Consider the following 22,977-nt stretch of genomic DNA (forward strand, 5'->3'; position numbering starts at 1 on the left):
GGCGCGCTCACTTGGCCGCGCCGAGAATTCCCGATGGGCGGATGAAGAGGAACAGCAGCAGCACCGACAAGGCCGCGACGGTCTTGAGGCCGGCGCCGAAGACGACGATGGCGAGCGCCTGCATCAGGCCGAGCAGCAGCCCGCCGAGAAAGGCCCCGAAGGGACGCCCGAAGCCGCCGACGATCGCGGCGATGAAGCCGCTGATGGCGAAGGGCACGCCGACATTGAAGGCGGTGTACTGTGTCGGCGTGATCAATATGCCGGCGATGGCACCCAATGCCGCACTGAGCGCGAAGGCCAGCGCCAGCATGCGCGAGACCGGGATGCCTTGCAGCGCTGCCGCCTCGCGGTTGATTGAGCAGGCCCGCATCGCCTTGCCGGTCCGCGTCAGGGCGAAGAAGGCGGCAAGCAGCGCGACGATCGCGAGCGAGCCGCCGACAATCCAGAGGAATTGCGTGCCGATCGCGACGCTGCCGATCATGAGGGGCGGCAGGTCGGTGAAGACCGGCAGCGTCTTGGGCTGGTCGCCGACCGCGATCAGCGTCAAGCGCTCGATAACGATCTGGGCTGCGAGCGTCGCCAGGATCATCACGAACATCGTTGCCTTGCGGTTCCAGAGCGGCCTGACGACGATCCGCTCGATCGCGACGCCGAGCGCAGCGACCGCTGCGACCGCGACCAGCGCCGCCACCGGCAAGGGCAGGCCGTGGCGGCTGAACAATGTCTGGGTGATCATGCCGCCGAGCATCACGAAGGCGCCTTGGGCGAAGTTCACGATGCCGCTGGCATTGTAGATCACGCAGAAACCGATGCCGATCAGCCCGTAGACGCAGCCGATGCCGAGCCCGCTGACGAGGACCTGGGGGATATAGGACCAGTCAGCCATGGGCCGCTTCCTTGCTGGCGGGGGCGCCGAGATAGGCCGCGATCACGGCCGGGTCGGAGCGGATCTGCGCCGGCGTGCCCTCGGCGATCTTGCGGCCGAAATCGACCGCGACGATCCGGTCGGCCGTGTTCATCACCAGGGTCATGTCGTGCTCGACCAGCAGCACCGTCGTGCCGGTCTCAGCGATGCGCCTGATGATCCGCGACAGGGCGGCCGATTCCTCGGCGTTCAGTCCCGCCGCCGGCTCGTCGAGCAGGATCAGGCGCGGACCCGCGGCCATGGCGCGGGCCAGTTCCAGCAGGCGCTGCCGGCCATAGGGCAGGCTGGAGGCGGGTTCGCCGGCCAGCGCGGCAAGGCCGGTGAAAGCCAGCAGCTCGCGGGCGCGGCTTTCGACCTCGGCTTCCTCGCGCCGGGCCGAGGCCGGGCGCAGCAGGGCCGAAAACAGGCCGGCCTTGCCATGCAGATGGCAACCGACCTTGACGTTGTCGAGCACACTCAGATCCTCGAACAGCCTGACGAGCTGGAAGGTGCGCACCAGCCCGCGCGCCGCGATCCTGACAGGCGGCAGGCCGGTGATGTCCTGCTCCTCGAAGATGATCTGTCCTGAACTCGGCGGTAGGAAGCCCGAGATCAGGTTGAACAGCGTGGTCTTGCCGGCGCCATTGGGGCCGATCACGGCCGTCACGCCCTGGGCCGGCACGGAAAAGCTGACATCGTCGACGGCAATGAGGCCGCCGAAGCGGCGCGTCACGCCTTCGAGGCGCAGGCGGCGGGTCATGAGCGGCCTCGCGTCGAGAACAGGCTGGCGAGACCGCGCGGCGCGTAGATCAGGAGCAGGATCAGCGCCGCGCCATAGGCGAGGTCCTGATAGTCCTTGAAGGCGCGGAAGGTCTCGGGCAGCAGGCTGACGATGAGCGCGCCGATCAACGGCCCGGCGACGGTGCCGATGCCGCCGACATAGAGCATGGTGAAGGTGACGATGACCATGTGCAGCCCGAACACCTCCGGGCTGACGAAGCCGACGACATGGACGAAGAGCGAGCCTGCCAGCGCGGCAAAGCCCGCCGAGAGCAGGAAGGCCATCAACTTGTAGCGCGCGACATCGATGCCCAGCGCTTGGGCTGCTTCCTCGCTGCCCGCCACGGCCGACAAGGCGCGGCCGAAGCGCGAGCGGCGGATGCGCGCCGTGGCGAAAGCGCCGCCAGCGACGACGAGTGCCAGCATGACGAGCTGGCCGCGATCCGAGGAGACCTCGTAGCCCGCCAGGCTAAGCGGCGGGATGCCGGAAATGCCCATATAGCCTTGCGTCACCGACTGCCATTCGACCGTGATCTCATAGGCGATCAGGCCGATGGCGAGCGTGCCCATGGCGAGGTAATGGCCCTTTAGGCGCAAGGTCGGAAAGCCGATGATGGCGGCAGCCAGGACAGCAGCTGCCATGCCCAGCGCCATGGCGGGCAGGGGGCTCCAGCCATGGCTCGCAGTGAGCACGGCGGAGACATAGCCGCCGATCGCGGCGAAGGCGTTTTGGCCGAAGGAGACCTGGGCGGCGAAGCCCATGAACAGGTTCAGGCCGGTGACGAAGACGGCATAGATCAGCGCGAAGGAGACGACGGTGGCCGCATAGCCGCCGACAAGGATGGCATAGCCGACGACCGCGCCGGCGAAGAGCCAGGGCAGCAGGCCGACGAGCCGCAGGCGGCGCCGGTCAGGAGAGGTAATGCTGGGCGAGATCGTCATGGGATGTGATGTCACGCGGATCGAGTTCGGCGACGATGCGCCCCAGGGAAAGCAGGTAGACTCGCGCTGCGAGCTTCAGCGCCAGCGGCGCCTTCTGCTCGACCAGCACGATCGCGAGGCCCTCGCGGTTCAGGAGGCCGAGCGTCTCCAGGATTTCGTCGGTGACGCGGGGCGCCAGACCAAGCGAAGGCTCGTCCAGGAGCAGGACCTTGGGACCGGCCATCAGCGCCCGGCCGATGGCGAGCATCTGCTGCTCGCCGCCCGACATCGAACCCGCCATCTGCCCCAGCCGCTCCTTCAGGCGCGGGAAGAGCGTCAGCACGCGCTCGCGCCGGCGGGCGAATTCGGGCTTGTCGCGCAGGCGATAGGCGCCGAGCTCGAGATTGTCGGCCACGCTCATCGGCCCGAAGATGCCGCGCCCCTCCGGCACCAGGACGATGCCGCGCGAGGCGACCGCGACGACATCCTGGCGCGGCAGCGGCGCGCCCCGGAAGCGGACCTCGCCCGCATTCGAGACCAGCCCCATCAGCGCCCGCAGCAAGGTCGATTTGCCGGCGCCGTTGGGACCGAGCACGGCGACGAGCTCGCCTTCGCCGATCCGGATATCGAGCGGATGCAGCGCCTGGACATGGCCATAGCGGGCCGAGAGCCCTGTCGCCGCCAATATGGGCGCGGGAGCCGCGACGCCCGGCGCCGTGGCCAGGTTCATTGCACCACCTTGACTGCGCCGTTCTGGATCGTCGCCAGCACGAAGGGGTTTTCGGTGATGCCCTGATGCAGGTCGGGCCGGAAATTATAGACGCCGGTCGTGCCCTGGAAGCCCTTCAGCTCCTCATAGGCCGCGCGGAGCTTCTCGCCCTCGAAGGACTTGGCCTGCTCGACCGCGGCGACGGTGAGCATCACGCCGTCCCAGCCGCGCGAGGCCCAGTTCGGGTCGCGATCCCGGTACTTCTCGCGCCAGGGATCGAGGAACGCCTTGATGCTGGTCTTGAGCGGGCCGTCCGGCAGCGCCTCATAGACCTGCGAGGGCGAGGCGACGAAGAAGAACTTGTCGCCCAGCACTTCGGCGACGGGGCCGAACACGGCGAGATCCTCGAGGCTCGTCAAGAGCAGCATGTCGGCGCCGAGCTGCTTGATGTTCTTGGCGGCGGTCAGCGTGGTGCCGCCGAGCCCGATCTTCAGGATGGCGCCGGCCCCGGCCGAACGCGCCTTGCTGATCTGGACGCTGAGATCGGCGTCATCCTGCTTGTATTGCTCGATGGAGACGATTTCGAGCCCGTATTTCGCGGCGTTGCGCTCGGCCACGGTCTTCTGGAGATTGGCGTAGGGCGTGGGGTCATGCAGCACCGCGATCTTGCGGATTTGCGTCTTCTCCTTGAGGAATTCGAGGCGCTTGTCGACCTCGAAACCGGCCGGCGGCAGCGTCGTGAAAGCCCAGGGCAGATGCTCGGCCAGTTGCGGCAGGATCGAGCACAGCATCATCGGCACCTTGGCGCGCAGCAGCAGGCCGGCGGCGGCGAAATTGCCGGCCGAGACGCAGCCGCTGACGAAGACGTCGACCTTGTCGGAGCTGAGCATCTTTCGGTAGACGGTCACGGATTCCTGCGGCTCGGAGCGGTTGTCCTCGACGATCACCTGGATCTTGCGGCCCATCACGCCGCCCTTGGCGTTGACGGCTGCCGCCGCGAGCTCGACGCCGTCGCGCCAGGCGCGGTCGACGGTTGCGGCATAGCCGGTGAGCCCGGCTGAGACGCCGATCTTGTAGTCCTGTGCGCCCGCCATCTGCGGCAGAGCCGATGCGAGGCAGGCGGCGAGCGCGGCCACCACGGCATTGGATGTCTTCATGGGTTCCTCCCGTTTCCCTTGTTTTCGGGTCGTTCGCCGCAAGCTGCGGCGCGCCCTTTATGGTCTTGGTGGCGAGGCATCACGCCTCGCTCAGGCTGCTGGTTTTCCGTAGCCGCCGCCGCCAGGCGTTTCGAGGAGCACGACGTCGCCAGGCTGCATCGTCAGCTTCTTGGCTTCGCTGACCGGCTTGCCGTTGACGAGGAAGTGGCCGGATGCGCCGGGCAGCCCACCGTCGATGCCGTCGGGGCCGCGGTTCAGCCGGCTCGGCACTGCGTTCAACAGCCAGGGCGCATCGGTGCGCATATGGAACTGGATGCTCTGGCCGTCGCCGCCCTGCATGCGCCCCTTGCCGCCCGAACCGCGCCGCAGCTCCTTGCGGTCGAACACGATCGGCATCGTCGCCTCCAGAATCTCGATCGGCACCGCCGCGACGCCGGTCGGATAGCAGGTCGCGCTGGGGCCTGGCTTGTTGGCGCGGGCGCCCATGCCGCCGGAATAGTTGAACATGGAGGAGGTGAAGGCCTGGCCGTCCTGCCGCTTGCCCTGGATCTGCATGGTCCAGACCGCGCCCGAGCCCTCGGCCAGCACGCGCTCGGGCATGACCTGATGCAGCGCCTTCAGGATCGGCATCGGCACATACATGCCAACCACATGGCGGGCGTTCACCGGCGCCGGATAGGCACAGTTGATGATCGAGCCCTCCGGCGCGCGCACTTCGATGGGCGCGAGCGAGCCGGTGTTGTTGGGCAGATCGGGGTTGAGGCAGGAGCGGATGGCGAAGGTCGAATAGGCGTGGGTGTAATTCAGCACGACATTGATGCCGGTGGCGGTCTGGGGCGACGAGCCGGCGAAGTCGACGATGATCGCGCCGGCCTCGACATCGACCGTCACGGCGGTCTTGAGCGTGATGATCTCGCCGCCGGGCACGTCGAAGCTGGTTTCTCCGTGATAGGTGCCGGGCTTCAGCTTGCGGATGGCGTTGCGTGTCGCCTCTTCCGATCGGTTGATGATCTCGTCCGACAGGGTTTCGATATCGGCGACGCCATAGCGCCGGCACAGCATGATCAGGTATTCGGCCGCCGCCTCGCCGCTGGAGACCTGGGCGGAGAGGTCGCCGAAGACGGCGTCCGGCGTGCGCACATTGCGCCGGATGATGTCGTGGAGGACCTCGTTGGGCTTGCCGCGCTCATAGAGCTTGAGCGGGGGAATCCACAGCCCCTCCTCATGCACGTCGCGCGCGCCGGCGCCGATGCCGTAGCCGCCGATATCTGTGTGGTGGATGGTCGAGCCGATATAGGCGATGAGGTTTTGCCCGTCGAAAATCGGCGTCAGCACCGTGATGTCGAAGAAATGCCCGGCCGAAAGCCAGGGATCATTGGTGATCAGCACGTCGCCGGGCTCGCAGCGCCCCTCGAAGATGCGCACGAGATGCGCGCCGGCGAAGGCGAGCGAGTTGATATGGCCGGGCGTGCCGGTATTGGCCTGCGCCACCATCCGGCCGCGCTGGTCGAAGAGCGCGCAGGCGAGGTCGCCTGCCTCGCGCACGATCGGGCTGAAGGCGATGCGCTGCAGCGCCTTGGCCCGCTCGTTGACGATGCCGATCAGGTTCGACCAGAGGATTTCGAGTTCAACGCCATCCATTGGATTCAGCCTTTCCTGGCGATGATGCAGCCGAGACTGTCGATCGTGGCGTTCCAGCCGGGGGGAAGCGCGGTCGTGGTCTCGCGCTCCTCGATGATGGCGGGGCCTGTGATGGTCTGGCCCTCAGCGAGCGCGGCGCGCTCATAGACCGGGACCGGCTGGTCATCCTGCCAGGTATGGACCGGGCGATGCCGCTTGGCCTGCCCCTGCGCAATCTGCGGACGGGCCTGGCCGTCGAAATGCGGCGAGGGGCCACGCGCCACGACGCGCCAGGTGACGATCTCGATGGGGACATGCGAGGGGTTGACGCCGTAGAGCGTGCGATAGGCCGCCTCGAATTGCTGGGCGAGGGCGCCGGCATCGCGGCTTTGGCGCGGGTCGGTCTCGAAGATGACGGTGACCTCGTGCTGCTGGCCGACATAGCGCATATCGGCGCCGACCAGGATCGTGACGTCCTTGGGCGCGCAGCCGGATTGGCCGAGTGCAGCCATGCCCTCGCTTTCGAGGTCGCCGAGCACGCGGTCGACGCGGGCCCAGTCGAGATGGGCGACCAAGGTCAGGTCGCTGCGCACGAGATCGAGCCGGACCGGCGTCACCAGCGTGCCGAAGGCCGACAGCACGCTCGATTGCGGCGGCACGATCACGCAGGTGCTCTGCAGCAGGTCGGCGACGCCGCAGGCATGCAAGGGACCCGCGCCGCCGAAGGCGAACAGCGGCAGCCCGCGATAGTCGACGCCGCGATCGGTGGCATGGGTGCGCGCGGCCGAGGCCATCGCCTCGGTCACGATCCGGTAGATGCCGCGCGCCGCCTGGACGGAGGAGACAGCGAGCGCCTGGCCGAGCCGCGCCATTGCGGCCTCGCAGGCCGGCTTGTCCAGCGACATGTCGCCGCCGAGGAAGTTTTCGGCGTCGATCAGGCCGAGTACGAGGTCGGCGTCGGTCACGGTCGCGCTCTGGCCGCCACGGCCATAGCAGGCGGGGCCGGGATTGGAGCCGGCGCTTTCCGGGCCGACCTTGAGCAGGCCGAGATCGTCGACATGGGCGATGCTGCCGCCGCCGGCGCCGATCTCGATCAGGTCGATCGAGGGTACGGTGACGGGCAGGCCGCTGCCCTCCTTGAAGCGATAGCGCCGGTCGACCTCGAACAGGCCGGTGACCAGCGGGGTGCGGTTCTCGATCAGGCAGGCCTTGGCGGTGGTGCCGCCCATGTCGAAGGACATCAAACGGTCGATGCCGAGCAGTTCGGCATAATGGCAGGCCGCGAGCGCGCCGGCGGCGGGGCCACTCTCGATCATGCGCACCGGGTTCTTCCCGGCGGTTTCCGCGCCGACGACGCCGCCCGAGGACAGCATGATCAAGGGCGTGTTGGCGAAACCCTCGACGCGCAGCCTGTCGCTCAAGCGCTTGAGATAAGGCTGCGAGATCGGCATCGCATAGGCGTTCACCGTCGCGGTGGAGGCGCGCTGATATTCGCGGATCTGCGGGGCGACCTCCGAGGAGGTGCAGATGAAGACGTCGTTGAGCTCGCGCGCCAGCGCTGCGGCGACCAGGGCCTCGTTGGCGGGATTGGCGAAGCTGTTGAGAAAGCAGATCGCCAGCGCGCGCGCGCCGCTGGCGCGGATATCGCGCACCAATTGCGCGATATCCTGCGGATCGGGCGCGATCGCGATCGTGCCGTCGGCCAGGACACGTTCCTTCAGGCCGAAGGTAAGCTCGCGCGTCACCAGCGGCTCGGGGAACTCGATCTGGGGATCGTACATGTCGTAGCGGTGCTCGTTGCGGATCGAGAGCACATCGCGGAAGCCCTCGGTCACGACGAGCGCCGTCGGCAGGCCCTTCCGCTCGATCAGAGCATTGGTGACGACGGTGGTGGCGTGGACCACCAGACCATCGACGGCGCCGGCTGCGACGCCGGCCTTGCCGAGTACGGAATCGACGCCCCGGAAGAAGCCTTCGAGCAGGTCGTGATGCGTGGTCAGCGTCTTGTCGACGCTGAGGCCGCCCTTGGAGTCGCGCAGGACGATATCGGTGAAGGTGCCGCCGATATCGACGGCCAGCGAATAGCTCATGGCTTCAGTCTTTCCAGGTCAATCCCCGCGAGATGCGTGCGGCGCTGCCGACGACTTCGCGGATCTGTTCGGGATCGGGGACGGGAGGGATGAACTGTGTCGCGCCGACGATGGCGATCGAGCCGACGAGAATCTGGCGATGGTCGAAGACGGGGGCGGCGAGCGTGTTGACGCCGGTGATGACCTCGTCGGGGGCGGTGGCCCAGCCGCGCTCGCGGACGGCGTCGAGATCGGCGAGCAGGGCATCCCGCGTGACGATCGTCGCTGGCGTCCAGGCCTCGAGCTCGCCATTGGCGATGGCGGCCGTGCGCTTCTGCGAGCCGAAGGCGAGCCAGATCTTGCCATGCGCGCTGGCATGGAAGGCGAGCCGCGTGCCGGGGCGCGTGGCGAATTCGATGAGCGTGCGGCCCTGGATCAGTTCGAGGACGATCAGCTCGGCGTCGATCGCGGCGCAGACCGTGACGGCCTGGCCGGTGCGATCGCGCAGCGTCATCAGCTCCTCGCGGGCGGCGCTGACGATGTCGAAGCGCTGCCGCAGCGACTCGCCCAGCACCATCAGCTTGATGCCGGCTTCGTAACGACCGGTCTCGGCATCCTGCCGGACGAAGCCGTGGCGCTGCAGCGTCACCAGATGCCGGTAGATCGTGGCTTTCGATGCTCCCAGCGCGCCGGCGATCTGCGCCAGCGCGGCCGGACGGCTCTGCTGCACCAGATACTCGACTGCCCGCAAGGCGAGATCGAGTGTGCTGGTGCCGGCCGGTGCGGCTTTGGCCGCATCTGGATCGGGTTTCGTCGACAAGGGCGTTCCTCTGTGTTTCATTTCATATAATGAAACATCATTTTGTTATTTGATACGCTATGACGAAAGCTGCGAGGAGGTCAATGCCTCCGTTCGCGGCTTTGATCAGTTTTCGTCTGATGCCCGGATTGCGGCGCACGCAGCCCTAAATCATCCGGTGCTGTCAGAAAGGGCTGGCGAATTGGTTACGGCTCAGGCCGCGCCAGTGAGGCCCGGGAGGCTTTCGGAAAGCCGAAGAAAGCCATGCGAAGATGCCGGCATCCCGATAAACCGTTTCATCAAGCATTCGGCTCAACTATCTAGAAACAGGTCATGAGGCGTTCTACGCCCTCAACCTACCCTTCCTCTGTCAGGGACAAAGTCATGCCTTCCTCCGATGCGCTGGCTGCTGTTTTCGAGTATATCGAAACGAACCGAGCTAGTTTCCTCGATCGTCTGATCGCCTATCTTCGACATCCCAGCATCAGCGCCGAAAATATCGGCATCGCCGAAGTCGGGGCTCTGCTGGTGGAGATGTTGAGCGATATCGGGCTCGAGACCAGCCTGATGCCGACCGCGGGGCATCCCATGGTCGTCGCGCGCTGGGAGAAGGCGCCGGGCAAGCCGACCGTGCTGCTCTACGGCCATTACGACGTGCAGCCGCCGGACCCGCTCGAGAAATGGCTCTCGCCGCCCTTCGAGCCCACGATCCGCGACGGCCGTCTCTATGCGCGCGGCGTCGGCGACAATAAGGGCCAGCATTTCGCGCAGATCCTGGCGATCGAATCCCATCTCAAGGTGCATGGCGTGCTGCCCTGCAACGTCATCCTGATGCTGGAAGGCGAGGAGGAGATCGGCAGCCCGAACATCGCCGGCTTCGTGCGCGCCAATAAGGACGTGCTGAAGGCCGATCTCGCGGTGACCGCCGACGGTCCGCGCCATGCCAGCGGGGCGGCTTCTATCAAGTTCGGCTCGCGCGGCGTGGCCTCCTTCGAGCTGCGCTGCCACCATGCCAGCCGCGACGTGCATTCCGGCAATTTCGGCGGCGTCGTGCCCAACCCGATCTGGACGCTGGTGCATCTGCTCGGCACCATGAAGAACGAGGCTGGCGAGATCACCATCGAAGGCTTCCATGACGGTGTCGAGCCACCTTCGCCGGAGGAGCTCGCCGCGGTCGAGCGCCTGCCGCTCGATGTCGAGGCATTCAAGCACAGCCTCGGGCTCGCACGGCTCGACGCGCCGGCGGAGCGGCCCTTCTACGATCGCCTCTGCTTCCGCCCGACCTTGACCATCAACGGCTTCCACGGCGGCTATGGCGGGCCCGGCTCCAAGACGGTGCTGCCCAATGAGGCCTTCGTGAAATGCGACGTCAGGCTGGTGGGCGCGCAGGATCCGGAAGACGTCCTGCGCAAGATAGCGGCTCATGTCGCCAAGCATGCGCCGGAGGTCGAGTTCATCGCGGCCGAGAAGGGCATGCAGCCCTCCAAGACGCCGATCGCCTCGCCCTTCACCCCGATGCTGCGCCGGGCCTTCGTCGCCGCGCAAGGCGTGGAGCCGCTGCTGATCCCGGCCGGCTTCGGCAGCCTTCCGGGCTATGTCTTCACCAAGATCCTCGGCATTCCCGCTTTCGTCACGCCCTATGCGAACCCCGACGAGGCGAACCATGCGCCCAACGAGAACCTGACGCTCGATTGCTTCTATAGCGGGCTACGCACCGGGGCCGCGCTGCTGCACGAACTCGGCCAATCGCGGGCGCCCTGAGCGGTGGGGCAGCGCAGGCCCTTTTCTAGGCGCGCATCCGCCGCGCCAGGGCCTCGCCGATCATCACGCAGGTGAAGTGCAGGTTCGCCCGGCAATCTGTCGGCATGATCGAGGCGTCGGCGACCCTTAGCCCCTCGACGCCGCGCACCCGCAGATCCGGGTCCACCACGCCGCGCGGGTCGTGATAGGCGGTCATGTGGCAGGTGCCGGCGGCGTGCTGGATGTCGCTGGCCTCCTGCAGCATCAGCGCATCGAGCTCGGCCTCCGGCAAGGCTGCCGCCTCGGCCGGGCTGAGCGGGGTCTCGCAGAAGCGGATATCGTCGCAGACCGCGCGCAGGGCCGGCTGCTGGGCGAGCGCGGCCAGCCGCCGCACCGCGTCGCGCATGCGCAGCCGGTCGCGCGGGTCGGCCAGCATGTTCTCGTCCACGACGGGATTGGCGTCGGGGTCGGCCGAGCTCAGGCGCAACTCGCCGCGCGAGAACGCATCGTAGAGCGATACGCCCACCCCTCCGCCCGGGCCGGGCGTGGCGCCGACGAAGCCGCGATGGTTGTAGGAGACCATGATCATGTCGCGCCGGCCGCCGCCGCCGAGGCCGCTGCTATAGGTCAGGCAGCAATTGGTGTGGCGGGCATCGGGATCATGCGCGACGAAGCCGGGCTTGAGGGCCAGGCTGAGGCGCAGGACCGGATGGTCCATCAGGTTGCGCCCCACAAAAGGCTGGTCGCGCAGCACGGGAATTCCCAGCGCCGCCAGTTGCGCGGCAGGGCCTAGCCCCGAGCGCATCAGGATGGTGGGGCTGTGGATCGCGCCGGCGCAGAGCACGATCTCGCGGCCCTCGATCTCCGTCCACTCCGTGCCAGTGAAGCGCACCCGCACCGCACGGGCGCGGTGTCCGTCGAACAGGATCTTGTCGACCATGGCGCCACCACGGATCTCCAGATTCGCGCGTCCCCGCACCGGTTCCAGATAGGCGTCGTTGGTGGAGATGCGCGCGCCGTCGCGGGAGTTGATCGGGTTGGTCGCAATCCCTTCGCCTTGCAGCGCGTTGAGGTTGCCAAGCCAGGGGTAGCCGGCAGCCAGCGCCGCATCGCGGAAGGCGAGGTCGACATGGCCCCAGCTGCTTTCCGGCGCGCGGTACACCGGCAAAGGGCCGGCGGTGCCGGCCTGCGGATCGCCCTCAATGGCGTCGAAGACCGGCAGAACGTCCTCCGAGGACCAGCCTTCGCAGCCATACTCAGCCCAGGTGTCGAAGGCTTCCGCGACGCCGCGAATGGCGATCTGCGCATTCACCGTGGAGGAGCCGCCGAGCGCCCGGCCGCGCCAGTAGAAACGCGGCTCCTGCACCGCGGTCCGGCGGGTCATCAGCTCCGGCCACTGCCATTCCGCCTGGTGCGCCGGATCATGCATGAACGGGATGATGTTGGCGCTGCGCAGCGCGTGCGGCGCCTCGGCGGCGCGCCAGTCGCGCCCGGCCTCCAGCAGCAGAACACGGCGGTTCGGATCCTCCGAAAGCCGGGCGGCCAGCGGCGCCCCGGCTGAGCCGGCGCCCACCACGATCACGTCGTACATACGCTCAGATTCTCCCTGTCCACACCGCGTTCTGACATGGCCGGACACCACGCGCCATGCGGTTGGCGCGGAGCCGGGCCGCTCGCCGTGGCGGGCTTCGGCAGCCTGCCGGGCTGATGTCAGATCAGGCTGGCGGCAATGTTGATGGTCAGGCCGAGAATGGCCAGATTGAAGAAGAAGGCCAGGACGCAGTGGACCAGCGCTAGCCGGCGGATCGAGCGGGAGGCGATGTTGATATCGGCCGTTGCCGAGGCGACGCCGATCACGAAAGAAAAATAGAGAAAGTCCAAATAGTCGGGGCAATCTTCATTCCCGGGAATGTCGAGGCCGCCACGCAATTGCGGCACTGCTTCCGGATGGGACCGCCATTCGTCGTAATATTCATGCGCGTAGTGCAGCGCAAACATCACATGGACAAAGCCCCAGGCCGAGACGATCGTCAGAAAGGCCAGGCCGAGGTGAAGCCCTTTCGCGATCCCAGTGACGTCCTTGACCGAGCCCAGTTCGGCCACGATGGCGCCAATGCTCGCAATGGCCGCCAGGATCACCAGCGACAGGATCAGGAATTGACCTTCGTCCTGAATGGCGGCTTTGCGACGTATCGTGTGATGCGTCGCGCGTAGCATCATCACGACGATGCTGACGAGGAAGGCGATCGTTGCCGCATTCCAGGCCACCAGCGCACGCGTTGTCGGGCGCCAGATGTCGGGCAGGACCAGACTGACCAGAACGCCCAGGGCCGTGCAGAGAAACAGGCGCGGTCTCGCCCGCACATAGCGGATCGGCAACCAGCGCCGGCGATGTCGGTCAAGCGCTGAGCTGTCCACGGTCGATCCTTTTGCCAAGCCTTAGCGCGTTTTCCGTTCAAGCTGCTGCGTCATTTCGAGCGCGGCAAAGCAACCCAGGGATCGTCGAGCGGAACCTCCTAAATTGCTTCGTCGCTTTGCTTCTCGCAATGAGGATCTGCGAGCTCTTCCATGCAAGCAGCCGATAAAGGACGGGCATTGGCGGCCATGGCGGTGGCTCAGACCAGGCTCGTCTCCTCGATGGTGACCGGCGAATAGAAGGAGAGCGAGCCGGGCAGGCTGCGAAAGCCTGAGACCTCGCGGCGGAAGGCGTAGCCCTGCGAGCGCCAGGCGAGCCCGACCATGGGCGCCTCCGCGAGCGCAAGCCGGATCATCTCGTCATAGGTCGCCTTGCGCGCAGCGAGATCGAGTTCGGCGCGGCCCTTGGCGAGAAGGTCGGTGATGGCCTTGTTCTCGAAGCCATGGGAACGCTGATAGGAGGGCGAGCTGCCGGCGAGGAAGCTCGACATCGCGTCGGGGTCCTCATAGTCGAGCGCATAGCCGACGACGGCGAGCTCGTACTGGCCGCGATTGCCGAGCTGGAGGCGCGTCGAGTAGTCGGGCAATTGCAGGGTGGCACGGATGCCGACCGCCGCGAGGCTTTGCTGCACGACCTCGGCGGTGTCCTTGTGCATGCCGTATTGCGCCGAGGAGAGCAGGGTGGTCTGGAAGCCGTCGGGCATGCCGGCCTCGGCCAGAAGCTGCTTTGCCCTGGCGATGTCCTGTTTCCAATGCGCCTCGCGCGCCGCATCGTAGAAGGGCGAATTCGGGACGATCGGCAGCCCTTCCATCGGCGTGCCATGGCCGAAGAAGGCGGCCCTGACCACATCGGCGCGGTTGACCGCATAGGCCACGGCCTGGCGCAATTTGGGATTGGCGAAGGGGCCCTGCCTGGTGTTGAAGACGAGGCCCATGAAGGGGCCGTCCGTCGCGTCGAGCTTCAGGGCCGGATTGGCGCCGATCGCTGCCATGCTCTGCCAGGGCACATATTCGATCAGGTCGACATCGCCGGCCTGGAGCGCCGCGACGCGCAGGTTCTCGTCGGCATAGGCGATGCAGCGCAGCTTTGGCGTCTTCGGAAAGCCCGGCCGGAAATAGCCGTCGAAAGCGGCGAGATCCATCCGGGTGCCGCGCTCGATCTCGGTGATGCGATAGGGGCCGCAGCCGATCGCCTCCGCATCGCTCGATTTCGCCGAGATGATCGGCGCGTTGAAGCTGGCGAGGTGGAAGGGGAATGTGGCGGAGGGGGCCTTCAGCAGGATGCGAACGCTGCGTCCCTCGACCTCGACCTGCTCGACGATCTCGTAGGCGGCCTTGAGATAGGCGGTCGATTTCGCGCCGGCGATCTGCTCGATCGTGAACTTCACATCCTCGCCGGTAACGGGATCGCCATTGTGAAATCTGGCGTTCTCGCGCAATTCGAAGACATAGGCGCGCTCGCCATCGGCGCGGAAGCTTTCGGCGATCTCGCCGCGCAGCTTGCCGGTGGCGTCGTAGCCGACGAGCCCGCGATGGATCATCAGCTTGACGGCGCCGGCGCTGGTGCCGGCGTGCTGGAACGGCCGCAGGCTCGACGGATAGCTCGACAGGGCAAAGCGCAGCATGTCCTTGCCCTGCGCGCGCGCCGCCCTGATCGCGCCGGGGCCGGCAAGGTTGCCGGCGAAGGCCGCTGCGCCCGCCAGGAAAGCCCGGCGGCTTGGCCGCATCGTGATCTCGTTCATCATCCCGCTCCTTTGTTGTGTTCGGAGCCGGGAAGGGCGCAAGGCCCAGCCACGCGCACCGTGTTCTTGATGATCAATCCGCCAGGGCGAGCGCCTGCGTCACGCGCTCAGCACCATAGTCGCGCTCGGCGGCGCTCCGCGAGCATTTGCCGGAACGGATGTCCTGGGCCAGGGCCTTGAGCTCGCGCTCGGCCGGCAAGCCGAAGCCGCCGCCGCCCGGCGTCTCCAATCGCACCGAATCCCCCGCCTTGAGTACGAGGTTGGAGATCTTCGAGGAGAGCTCGTCCTCATGCGCCGTACCCGGATTGCGCAGCAGCCGGGCGGTGCGGCCGTCGCACCCGCCGAACAAGGCAGGAGCGCCGGCGCGGTGACCGTCGGAGCGGGCGGAGAAGACGATGCCGTCGCGCGTCGCCGAGATCTGGCGAGCGATGCCGAGCCCGCCGCGATGGCGCCCCGCGCCGCCGGAATCCTCGACCAGGGCATATTCATCGACCAGCAGGGCGTATTCGTTCTCCAGCGCCTCGGCCGGCAAGTTCGAGGTGTTGGTGATATGGACATGGACGCCGTCCATGCCGTCGCCATCATGGCGCGCGCCGACGCCACCGCCCATCGATTCCAAGTAGACGAAGGTGCCGTCGTCGCGCCGGCGCTGGCCGGAAAAGATGATGACCGGCACGACGTCCTGCGAAGAGGCCATCGCGCGTTCGGGCGGGAGCAATTGGGCGAAGGCGCCGAACAGGGCGCGCGCCACCTTGTTGCAGGTGATCGAGCGCGCCCCGACCGGAGCCGGGTAGGCGGGGTTGACGATGCTGCCTGGCGGAGCGGAAACCTCGACGCAGGCGAACATGCCGCTATTGGGCAGGAGCTCGGGGTCGAGCAGCGTCTTGACCGCGTAGTAGCAGGTCGCCAGCAGCGCGCTTTCGGCGACATTCATCGCGCCGCGCGCCTGGGGAGCGCTGCCGCTGAAATCGAGGATCAGCCTCTCGCCTTGCACGGTGACATTGGCCTGGATCGGCACGGGATCGCCACCGAGCCCGTCATCGTCGAGCCAGGCGATGCAGCTCGCCTGGCCGTCCTGCATGTCGCGGATGCGGTTGCGCAGGCGTCGCGCGGTATAGGCGAGCAGGTCGTCGATCGCGCCCGTCATCGCGGCTAACCCCATCTGGAGCGAGAGAGCCAGCAACAGGCGCTTGCCGCGTTCGTTCGTCGCGATCTGGACCTTGAGATCGAGCGAGCGTTCCTCGGCTTCGCGCGAATTCTGCGAGACGAGATTGAGCAGATCGTCGTCGAGCTCGCCGGCGCGCACGATCCGGATCACCGGGATGCGCAGGCCCTCCTCGAAGATCGAGCGCGCCGTGCCCGAGATCGAGCCCGGCACCGAGCCGCCGACATCGGAATGGTGGCCGATATTCGCCGCGAAGAAACGTAACGCCCCGTCGATGAAGACCGGCGTGACGATCGAGATGTCCGGCATATGGGTGCCGCCGGCGAGGTAGGGATCGTTGCAGATGAAGGCGTCGCCATCGCGCATGCGCGCCACCGGGCAGGCCTTGAGCACGGCGGTGACGCTGCCCATCAGCGAACCCAGATGCAGCGGCACATGCGAGGCCTGGCAGACGAGCCGGCCGGCGCCGTCGAAGAGCGCGACCGAACAGTCCTTGCGCTCCTTGATATTGGTCGAGAAGGAGGAGCGGACGAGCGTGTTGCCCATGTCCTCGGTGATCGAGAGCAGCCGGTTGGAGAAGACTTCCATCGCGATCGGATCGGCGAGGCGGGCTTCGTCATCGCTGCGCAGCGCGGCGAGACTGGTCTGGAGGGAGGCGGTCATGGTCACAGCTCCACGATCAGGTTGCCGATGGCATCAATGCGGACATGCTGGCCCGGCCCGACGACGGTGGTGGAGCTCATCTCCTCGATCACGGCCGGACCTTCGAGCCGTGCGCCTGCGCCGAGGCTGGCGCGGTCATGGACCGGCGTATCGACCCAGCCAGCGGAGAAGTGGACGAGGCGATTTTCGCGCGCGAGCGGGGATGCAGCCTGTGCGCCGGGTGGTTTCGTCCTGGGGCGGTCGATCGCGCCGACGACCTTGAGACGGCAATTCACCACCTCGATCGCGAGATCCTCGACATCATAGCCATATTCGCGGCGATGCGCCTCGCGGAAGCCGGCAACGAGCTCGGCGAAGGCGACCCTGGACGGCACCTTGTCGAGGCGGACCTGGACCTCATGGTTCTGGCCTTTGTAGCGGGCCTCGATCACCCGCAGAAAGCTGCGGCGCCCGGGCTCTACGGCCTCATTGTCGAGCCAGGCGAGACCGCGCTCCTGCATGCCGTCGAACTGCGCGGCGATGCGCGGCCAGCTCGCGTCATTCGCGATGATGATCTCGCTCTTCACGAAATCGAGGCTGAGATCGGACATCAGGATGCCGCGCGCGCACATCGTGCCCGGCTCCTGCGGCACCAGAACGCGCTTGATGTCGCATTCCTCGGCCACCGCGACCGCATGGAGCGGCCCGGCCCCGCCATAGGGAAAGAGCGCGAAATTCGCGAGGTCGTGGCCCTTCTCGGTCGAGACCGCCCGGATTGCCCGGCTCATATTGGCAACCGCGATACGGATGATGCCGAGCGCTGCCTCCTCGACGGTGAGGCCCAGCGGCCTGGCTATGCGATCCTCGACGGCCCGGCGTGCCGCTTCCTCATCGACCTTCATCCGGCCGCCGAGCAGCGTCACTGGGTTGAGCCGGTGCAGGATGATGTTGGCGTCGGTCAGGGTCGGTTCGGTGCCGCCGCGGCCATAGGCGACAGGGCCTGGATCGGCGCCGGCGCTGTGGGGGCCGACCTTGAGCGCACCGGCATCGTCGATCCAGGCGATCGAGCCGCCGCCCGCACCGATGACATGGATGTCGACCATCGGTGTGCGCACCGGGTGGTCGGCGACCATGCGGCTCGCGGCGAAGGCTGGGGCGCCCGCCTCGACAAGGGAAACGTCGGTCGAGGTGCCGCCGACATCGAAGGTGATGAGATCGGGAAAGCCTGCTTCCTTGCCGACCTCGGCTGCGCCGACGACGCCTGCAGCCGGTCCCGAAAGGCAGGTACGCACCGGGTAGGCGCGAACCGTCTCGACCGACATCAGCCCACCATTGGAATGGATCGTATAAGGCTGTGCCACGATGCCGAGATTCGTCAGCCGGCCGAGGAACCGGTTGAGATAGCGGTCCATCTTCGGGCCGACATAGCTGTTGATCGCCGTCGTCGAGAAGCGCTCATATTCGCGGAATTCGGGCAGTACCTCCGAGGAGGTCGAGACATAAAGGTCGGGTGCGACCTGACGCACGATCTCAGCCGCGCGCCGCTCATGCTCGCCGCTGAGATAGCTGTGCAGGAAGCAGATCGCGATCGCCTCGACGCGCGCGGCGAGCAGCGCCTCGGCAGCAATGCGGATCGCGGCTTCGTCGAGCTCTGTCAGCGTGTTGCCCTCGACATCGATCCGGCCGGCGACCTCGATGCGGTGCTGGCGCGGCACCAGCGGCTCGGGCTTGCCGACGGAGTAGTCGAACAGATGCGGCCTGACCTGGCGGCCGATCTCGAGCACGTCACGGAAACCCTTGGTGGTGATCAGCCCGGTGCGCACGCCGCGTCGCTCGATCACCATATTGGTCGCGACCGTGGTGCCATGGCCGACGAAGCCGATGTCGCTGGCGGCGATGCCGAGCTCTGCGATCAGCGCCGACAACCCGGTCGCGATCGCCTCGGACGGGTCGGACGGGGTCGAGGCGACCTTGAAGTGGCGTATCGCGCCGCTGGCTCCGTCGTGAATGGTGAAATCGGTGAAGGTGCCGCCAACGTCAAAACCAACCCTGTACATGAGATCGTCGGTTCCTTGCTGGTGAACGGCTGCCGCATTCTCTTTCCTTATGGCTCCATCGATGGGTCTTGGAGCATTCAGCAGGCTGTTTGCGGGCAGATGCGACGGTTGCATCTCCCGCCGCATGCGCTCAAATAGAATTCTCGTCACCTCGTATGCGAAAAGCTGATAGTCCTGCCATGCCTCGCCAGTTGAGCCATCGCGGCCTGCAGGCCTTCCGCCTGATGATGCTGACCGGCAGCGTTTCCGCGGCGGCGGCGACGATGAACCTGTCCCAGCCGGCCGTCAGCCGCCTCCTCAAGGAGCTGGAGCTCGATACAAGCCTGCGCCTGTTCGACCGAACCAAGGGCAGGCTGGTGCCTACCGCCGAGGCTGGACTGCTGCTCGACGAGGTTCAGCGCTCCTTCGTCGGGCTCGACCGGATCTCCTCGGCGGTGGCAGAAATCCGCAAGGGGCGGCGCGGCACGCTGTCGATTTCCTCGCTGCCCATATTGGCCAGTTCGCTTTTGCCGAAGATGGTCGGGGAATTCCTGCGGCGGGCGCCGGGCGTCGCGGTGCGGCTCGACTCGGCGGGGTCGCAGACCGTGACCCAGCAGGTCATGACCGGCCAATACGATATCGGCTTCATCAGCATCTCGGTGCCGCTCGCCAATCTGCATACGATGCGGCGCTATTCATTGCCCTGCCGCTGCATCCTGCCGCCTGGCCATCGATTGGCGGCGAGGGAGGTTCTCGGCCCCGCTGACCTGGAGGGCGAAAGCCTGGTCAGCGCCTCGCGGCGCACGCTGATGGACACACAGGTCCAGGCGCTGCTCGACCGGCATGGCGTCTCGCCTGCGATGCCGGTCGAGACGCCGTTGCTGCCGCTGGCCTCGCTGCTCGTGCTCGAAGGGGCAGGCGTCGCGATCGTCGATGCGATCACGGCCGCGCATCACGAGCGGCTTGGCGGCATCTCCCGCCGCTTCGAGCCACTGGTCAGGCTGGAGCTCGGCATGGTGCGCCGGCTCGATGCTCCCGTGACGAGCGCCGAGGCGCTGTTCATGGAGATCTGCGATGAACAAATGTCGCGCTATGTCGATCAGGAGATGGACGCGCTGACGGCGTAAAGCCGAGGCCGCGCGTCTGGAGCATTTTCGAGCGAAGTGGACACCGGTTCGCGTGAAGAAAATGCGATAAAACAAAGAGGTAGAGCATTTCCGCGATTCGGAGAAACGCGGAAATGCTCTAGGGGCATCAGACTGCGGGCTTCCTGGCGGTCAGATTCGCTGCGAGGCCGGTCATCGTTTCCGGTTTGATGAGCCCGAGCGCTCCGGCGACATGCCACCAGCCATGGTCGGCCTGGCGCACAATGGTGCATTCCGCACTGACGCCCATATGTTGCCCTTCGAAGGAATGCCCCACGGCGATGTGAGCGACCTCATCGGGCAATCCTACGGTCAGGCAGACATGCATGCCGAAGACGGAGTGCCGGAAGGTCGGAAAGCCGCTATCGGCCGGTGCCGCCGCCCAGCGCTGCCTATTGCTGGGGTCGAACTCATAGGGCTTGCCGACGTCGTGACAGGCGGCGCCCGCGAGGAGGATGTTCCAGTCGATCTGCGTTTCCGGATAGGCCTGCTCGAATTCCAACGCGATGACCTTCGCGTAGCGGAACACGCCGCGCAGATGATCGGCTTGCGTCCCCTGCCGAAGCACAGGGGCTCCCGGATTGCCGTCGGGCGGGATTTCGGTGATGCGCGTGAAGTCCGAGCAGCATAGCGAATAGGCCCAGGCATCGACGACCTTCTCCCGCAACGCTTCGTCGGGGATCCTGGCGATCTCCGGGAAATCCTCCATGATGTTTTGACGAAGCAGGTCTGTCACGGGGCGGCGCGGCCGCGAATAGTGCTGGATCATGTCTGTCTCGCTTTCGCGGGATTGGAGAGAGGCCTCAAGCTGCGACCGGCGCGTGTTGCGGCACGATCGGCTTGCGGGCCAGCGTCAGCGTTGCGATCGCTCCGCAAACCAGCAGCGCTGCCGCGATGCGGAAGGCCCAGCTGTAGCCGCCCGTTCCCGAGACGACATAGCCCGTGATGATCGGGGCGATCAGGCCAAAGGAGTTGCCGCCGAAGGCCGTGATCGCGATCACGCGGGATACGTCGCGCGGATTGCGCAAAAGGTCGCTGGCGAGCGTGAAATTGAGGCCAGCCCCTGTCGTGCAACCGGTCAGAACCACGGTCAAAACGGCCAGCAGCTGCCAGAGTTCGCCAACGACCGGAGCCAGCAGGATCGTGGTCGCCAGCAAAGCCATCGCGGCGATGAAGTAGCGGCGCCGGCCGGCCCGTATGCCCTCCGATGACAGGCTGCGGTCGCTGATGCGGGCGATGATCAGGCCGAGCACCATCGTGACGAGATAGGGGATCGCGGTGAGATAGCCCGTGTTCATCGTCGACAGTTCGCGGGTCGACTGCAGATAGGTCGGTAGCCAGGTCAGGAAGAGATAGGCGGTGTAGACGAGGCAGGCCTGGGTGATGATCAAGCCCCAGACGCTGGCTTGCGACAGGAGATAGCCCAGCGATGAAGGGGCAGGGTCGTTTGCCGCATCGCTCGCGCTCTCACCATTGCGTTCGGCAAGGATCTTCTGGCGCTCGGCATCGGGAAGCCACGAAACCTTTTCGGGCGTCCCGTACCATGTCCACCAGAACGCCAGCCAGACGAAGCCGATCACGCCGAGGACCACGAAGGCCGTGCGCCAGTCGAAGGTGCTGACGAGCGCTGCAACGAGAATCGCCCCCAGCGCCGGCCCTGCGGACGAGCCGCCATTGAACAGCGTCGTGACGAGGCCTCGTTCCTTCTCGGGAAACCAGTCCCGGATCACACGTCCGCAAGCCGGGAATGTCGTCGCTTCGCTCGCTCCCATCACGAGGCGCGCAGCAAAGATCGAGTACAGGCCGGTGGTCGCAGCGGTCAGCGCCGTGGCTGCCGACCAGATCGCGATGCCACCGCCGACCATCTGCTTGGCACCGATGCGTTCGACGAGAAGGCCAAGCGGGATCAGGCAGATCACATAGGTCCAGAGAAATCCGGAGAACAGATAGCCCATCTGAATCGGCGACAGACCGAACTCGGCCGCGATCGGCTTGGAGGCGACCGACAGCGCGATGCGGTCGATGTAGTTGATGATGACGGCCGTGAAGATCAGCAGCGCGATCCAGGCGCGGCGATAGGTCATGAGATGTCTCCCCCGAACGAACCCCGTCGACCGGCGACGGATTGAGCGCGGGTCTTTGGGCCCGCCGGTCCTCAGGGCTATATTCATAGGGAGATCGGGTCTAATTGGATAATTGAGCTGTAATTCATAGGGTTTTCTGATGAGTCGTTTCTCCATCGCGCAGCTCGAGGCGTTCTACTGGACCGCTGAGCTCGGCTCCGTGCAGAAAGCGGCGGAGAAGCTCAACATCGCGCAGCCGACGCTGTCGCTGCGCCTGCGCCAGCTCGAGTCGGACTTGTCGTCGCCGGTGTTGGAGCGTGCCGGGCGTGGCATTCGGCTGACGCGAGAGGGACATACATTTCTCAGGCATACCCAGCTGGTGCTGGCTGCCCATCGCGAGCTTCAGGCCTCCTCGCTGGTCGCCGAGGTCAGCGGCGCCCTTCGCTTTGGCGTCGCGGAGGGATTTGCCGTGGCGTGCCTGCCGCGGATCATCCCGGCCCTGCGCGAGGCATTTCCGCTATTGAGGCCGGAATGGACCGTGGGAACCAGCACGGGGCTGGAGCAAAACCTGATCGACGGGCGGCTCGATATCGCCATTCTGGTCGATCCCATCGGCCAGCGCGACATTCGCCTGTCCTCGCTCGGGATTCAGGGAAATGTCTGGGCTGCCGCTGCCGGCTCGGGGCTGCGGGGTGGGGAGACGCCGGGCGAACTTGCCCGGCTGACCATCATAACGACGCCTCCGCCCACGCCGATGTACAGGCTCACCACGAGCTGGTTCGCCGATGGGCAGGAACAGCCCGGCCCGCTTTGCATCTGTTCGAGCCTGAATGCGTCGCTTCAGCTGGTCTCCGCCGGAATCGGGATCGGCGCCTTTCCCGCAAGAATGGTGGAGGCCTTTCCGTCGGGGGGAACCATCACGACGTTCCAGTCCGACCCACCGCTTCAGGCCGGCCGCGTCTATGTGGCCGACAGGGCGGATTCCGATCACGCCCGGACTGCGGCGGTCATTCGGGTCCTGGAGACGGTGACGCGGGAGATGGACTACTTCTCGGACCCCTGAGGACAGC

Annotated in this window: 18 protein-coding genes; 3 read left to right on the forward strand and 15 right to left on the reverse strand. The window is 66.4% G+C overall.

Annotated features, from left to right (window positions below; all coding sequences use genetic code 11):
• Nucleotides 1–7: 7 nt before the first annotated feature.
• The 8 genes from ACSQ3P_RS03865 to ACSQ3P_RS03900 all read right to left on the reverse strand — a co-directional run bounded on the left by ACSQ3P_RS03865 (nt 8) and on the right by ACSQ3P_RS03900 (nt 8,980).
• Nucleotides 8–886 (reverse strand): branched-chain amino acid ABC transporter permease, encoded by an 879-nt coding sequence (locus ACSQ3P_RS03865; protein WP_069691811.1) that lies wholly within the window; start codon nt 884–886, stop codon nt 8–10.
• Nucleotides 879–1,664, reverse strand: coding sequence for an ABC transporter ATP-binding protein (locus ACSQ3P_RS03870; protein ID WP_436164309.1), 786 nt, complete (start codon nt 1,662–1,664; stop codon nt 879–881). The genes ACSQ3P_RS03865 and ACSQ3P_RS03870 overlap by 8 nt, the downstream gene beginning before the upstream one ends.
• On the reverse strand, nt 1,661–2,626 hold the full coding sequence (locus ACSQ3P_RS03875) for a branched-chain amino acid ABC transporter permease (protein WP_436164310.1): 966 nt from the start codon (nt 2,624–2,626) through the stop codon (nt 1,661–1,663). Before ACSQ3P_RS03875 ends, ACSQ3P_RS03870 begins: the two co-directional genes overlap by 4 nt.
• Nucleotides 2,595–3,335: an ABC transporter ATP-binding protein gene (locus ACSQ3P_RS03880; RefSeq protein WP_436164311.1), complete on the reverse strand. Its 741-nt coding sequence runs from the start codon at nt 3,333–3,335 to the stop codon at nt 2,595–2,597. Before ACSQ3P_RS03880 ends, ACSQ3P_RS03875 begins: the two co-directional genes overlap by 32 nt.
• Nucleotides 3,332–4,471 (reverse strand): ABC transporter substrate-binding protein, encoded by a 1,140-nt coding sequence (locus ACSQ3P_RS03885; RefSeq protein ID WP_436164312.1) that lies wholly within the window; start codon nt 4,469–4,471, stop codon nt 3,332–3,334. Before ACSQ3P_RS03885 ends, ACSQ3P_RS03880 begins: the two co-directional genes overlap by 4 nt.
• A 90-nt stretch (nt 4,472–4,561) precedes the next feature.
• Complete coding sequence (locus ACSQ3P_RS03890; RefSeq protein ID WP_436164313.1) at nt 4,562–6,112, reverse strand: hydantoinase B/oxoprolinase family protein; 1,551 nt, start codon at nt 6,110–6,112, stop codon at nt 4,562–4,564.
• A gap of 5 nt (nt 6,113–6,117) precedes the next feature.
• Entirely contained in the window at nt 6,118–8,181 is a 2,064-nt protein-coding gene (locus tag ACSQ3P_RS03895; protein ID WP_436164314.1) for a hydantoinase/oxoprolinase family protein, read from the reverse strand.
• A gap of 4 nt (nt 8,182–8,185) precedes the next feature.
• Complete coding sequence (locus tag ACSQ3P_RS03900; RefSeq protein WP_436164315.1) at nt 8,186–8,980, reverse strand: IclR family transcriptional regulator; 795 nt, start codon at nt 8,978–8,980, stop codon at nt 8,186–8,188.
• Nucleotides 8,981–9,343: 363 nt separating this feature from the next.
• Between ACSQ3P_RS03900 and ACSQ3P_RS03905 the strand changes: the two genes are divergently transcribed.
• The gene (locus ACSQ3P_RS03905) at nt 9,344–10,720 is read left to right on the forward strand and encodes a M20/M25/M40 family metallo-hydrolase (RefSeq protein WP_436164316.1); all 1,377 of its coding nucleotides are present in this window, start codon (nt 9,344–9,346) and stop codon (nt 10,718–10,720) included.
• A gap of 25 nt (nt 10,721–10,745) precedes the next feature.
• Here ACSQ3P_RS03905 and ACSQ3P_RS03910 read toward each other — a convergent pair whose 3' ends face one another.
• The 5 genes from ACSQ3P_RS03910 to ACSQ3P_RS03930 all read right to left on the reverse strand — a co-directional run bounded on the left by ACSQ3P_RS03910 (nt 10,746) and on the right by ACSQ3P_RS03930 (nt 18,720).
• Complete coding sequence (locus ACSQ3P_RS03910) at nt 10,746–12,290, reverse strand: GMC family oxidoreductase (protein ID WP_436164317.1); 1,545 nt, start codon at nt 12,288–12,290, stop codon at nt 10,746–10,748.
• A gap of 119 nt (nt 12,291–12,409) precedes the next feature.
• Nucleotides 12,410–13,078: a DUF1345 domain-containing protein gene (locus ACSQ3P_RS03915; protein WP_436164318.1), complete on the reverse strand. Its 669-nt coding sequence runs from the start codon at nt 13,076–13,078 to the stop codon at nt 12,410–12,412.
• Nucleotides 13,079–13,314: 236 nt separating this feature from the next.
• On the reverse strand, nt 13,315–14,856 hold the full coding sequence (locus ACSQ3P_RS03920; protein ID WP_436164319.1) for an ABC transporter substrate-binding protein: 1,542 nt from the start codon (nt 14,854–14,856) through the stop codon (nt 13,315–13,317).
• 73 nt (nt 14,857–14,929) lie between these two features.
• A complete protein-coding gene (locus ACSQ3P_RS03925; protein WP_436164320.1) occupies nt 14,930–16,684 on the reverse strand; it encodes a hydantoinase B/oxoprolinase family protein in 1,755 nt (584 codons plus the stop codon).
• A 2-nt stretch (nt 16,685–16,686) separates the two neighbouring features.
• Nucleotides 16,687–18,720, reverse strand: a complete 2,034-nt coding sequence (locus ACSQ3P_RS03930) for a hydantoinase/oxoprolinase family protein (RefSeq protein WP_436164321.1) — start codon at nt 18,718–18,720, stop codon at nt 16,687–16,689.
• 179 nt (nt 18,721–18,899) lie between these two features.
• On the opposite strand from ACSQ3P_RS03930, the gene ACSQ3P_RS03935 reads away from it, so the two are divergent.
• On the forward strand, nt 18,900–19,826 hold the full coding sequence (locus ACSQ3P_RS03935) for a LysR substrate-binding domain-containing protein (RefSeq protein ID WP_436164322.1): 927 nt from the start codon (nt 18,900–18,902) through the stop codon (nt 19,824–19,826).
• A 127-nt stretch (nt 19,827–19,953) separates the two neighbouring features.
• Here the strand turns inward: ACSQ3P_RS03935 and ACSQ3P_RS03940 are convergent, their stop codons facing one another.
• Both ACSQ3P_RS03940 and ACSQ3P_RS03945 read right to left on the reverse strand, forming a co-directional pair.
• Nucleotides 19,954–20,613, reverse strand: a complete 660-nt coding sequence (locus ACSQ3P_RS03940) for an HD domain-containing protein (protein WP_436164323.1) — start codon at nt 20,611–20,613, stop codon at nt 19,954–19,956.
• A gap of 34 nt (nt 20,614–20,647) precedes the next feature.
• Nucleotides 20,648–21,928, reverse strand: coding sequence for an MFS transporter (locus ACSQ3P_RS03945; protein ID WP_436164324.1), 1,281 nt, complete (start codon nt 21,926–21,928; stop codon nt 20,648–20,650).
• A 139-nt stretch (nt 21,929–22,067) separates the two neighbouring features.
• On the opposite strand from ACSQ3P_RS03945, the gene ACSQ3P_RS03950 reads away from it, so the two are divergent.
• Nucleotides 22,068–22,970, forward strand: coding sequence for a LysR family transcriptional regulator (locus ACSQ3P_RS03950; protein WP_436164325.1), 903 nt, complete (start codon nt 22,068–22,070; stop codon nt 22,968–22,970).
• Nucleotides 22,971–22,977: the final 7 nt, after the last annotated feature.

The sequence above is a fragment of the Allobosea sp. LjRoot9 genome, from assembly GCF_964252745.1.
Taxonomy (GTDB): Bacteria; Pseudomonadota; Alphaproteobacteria; order Rhizobiales; family Beijerinckiaceae; genus Allobosea.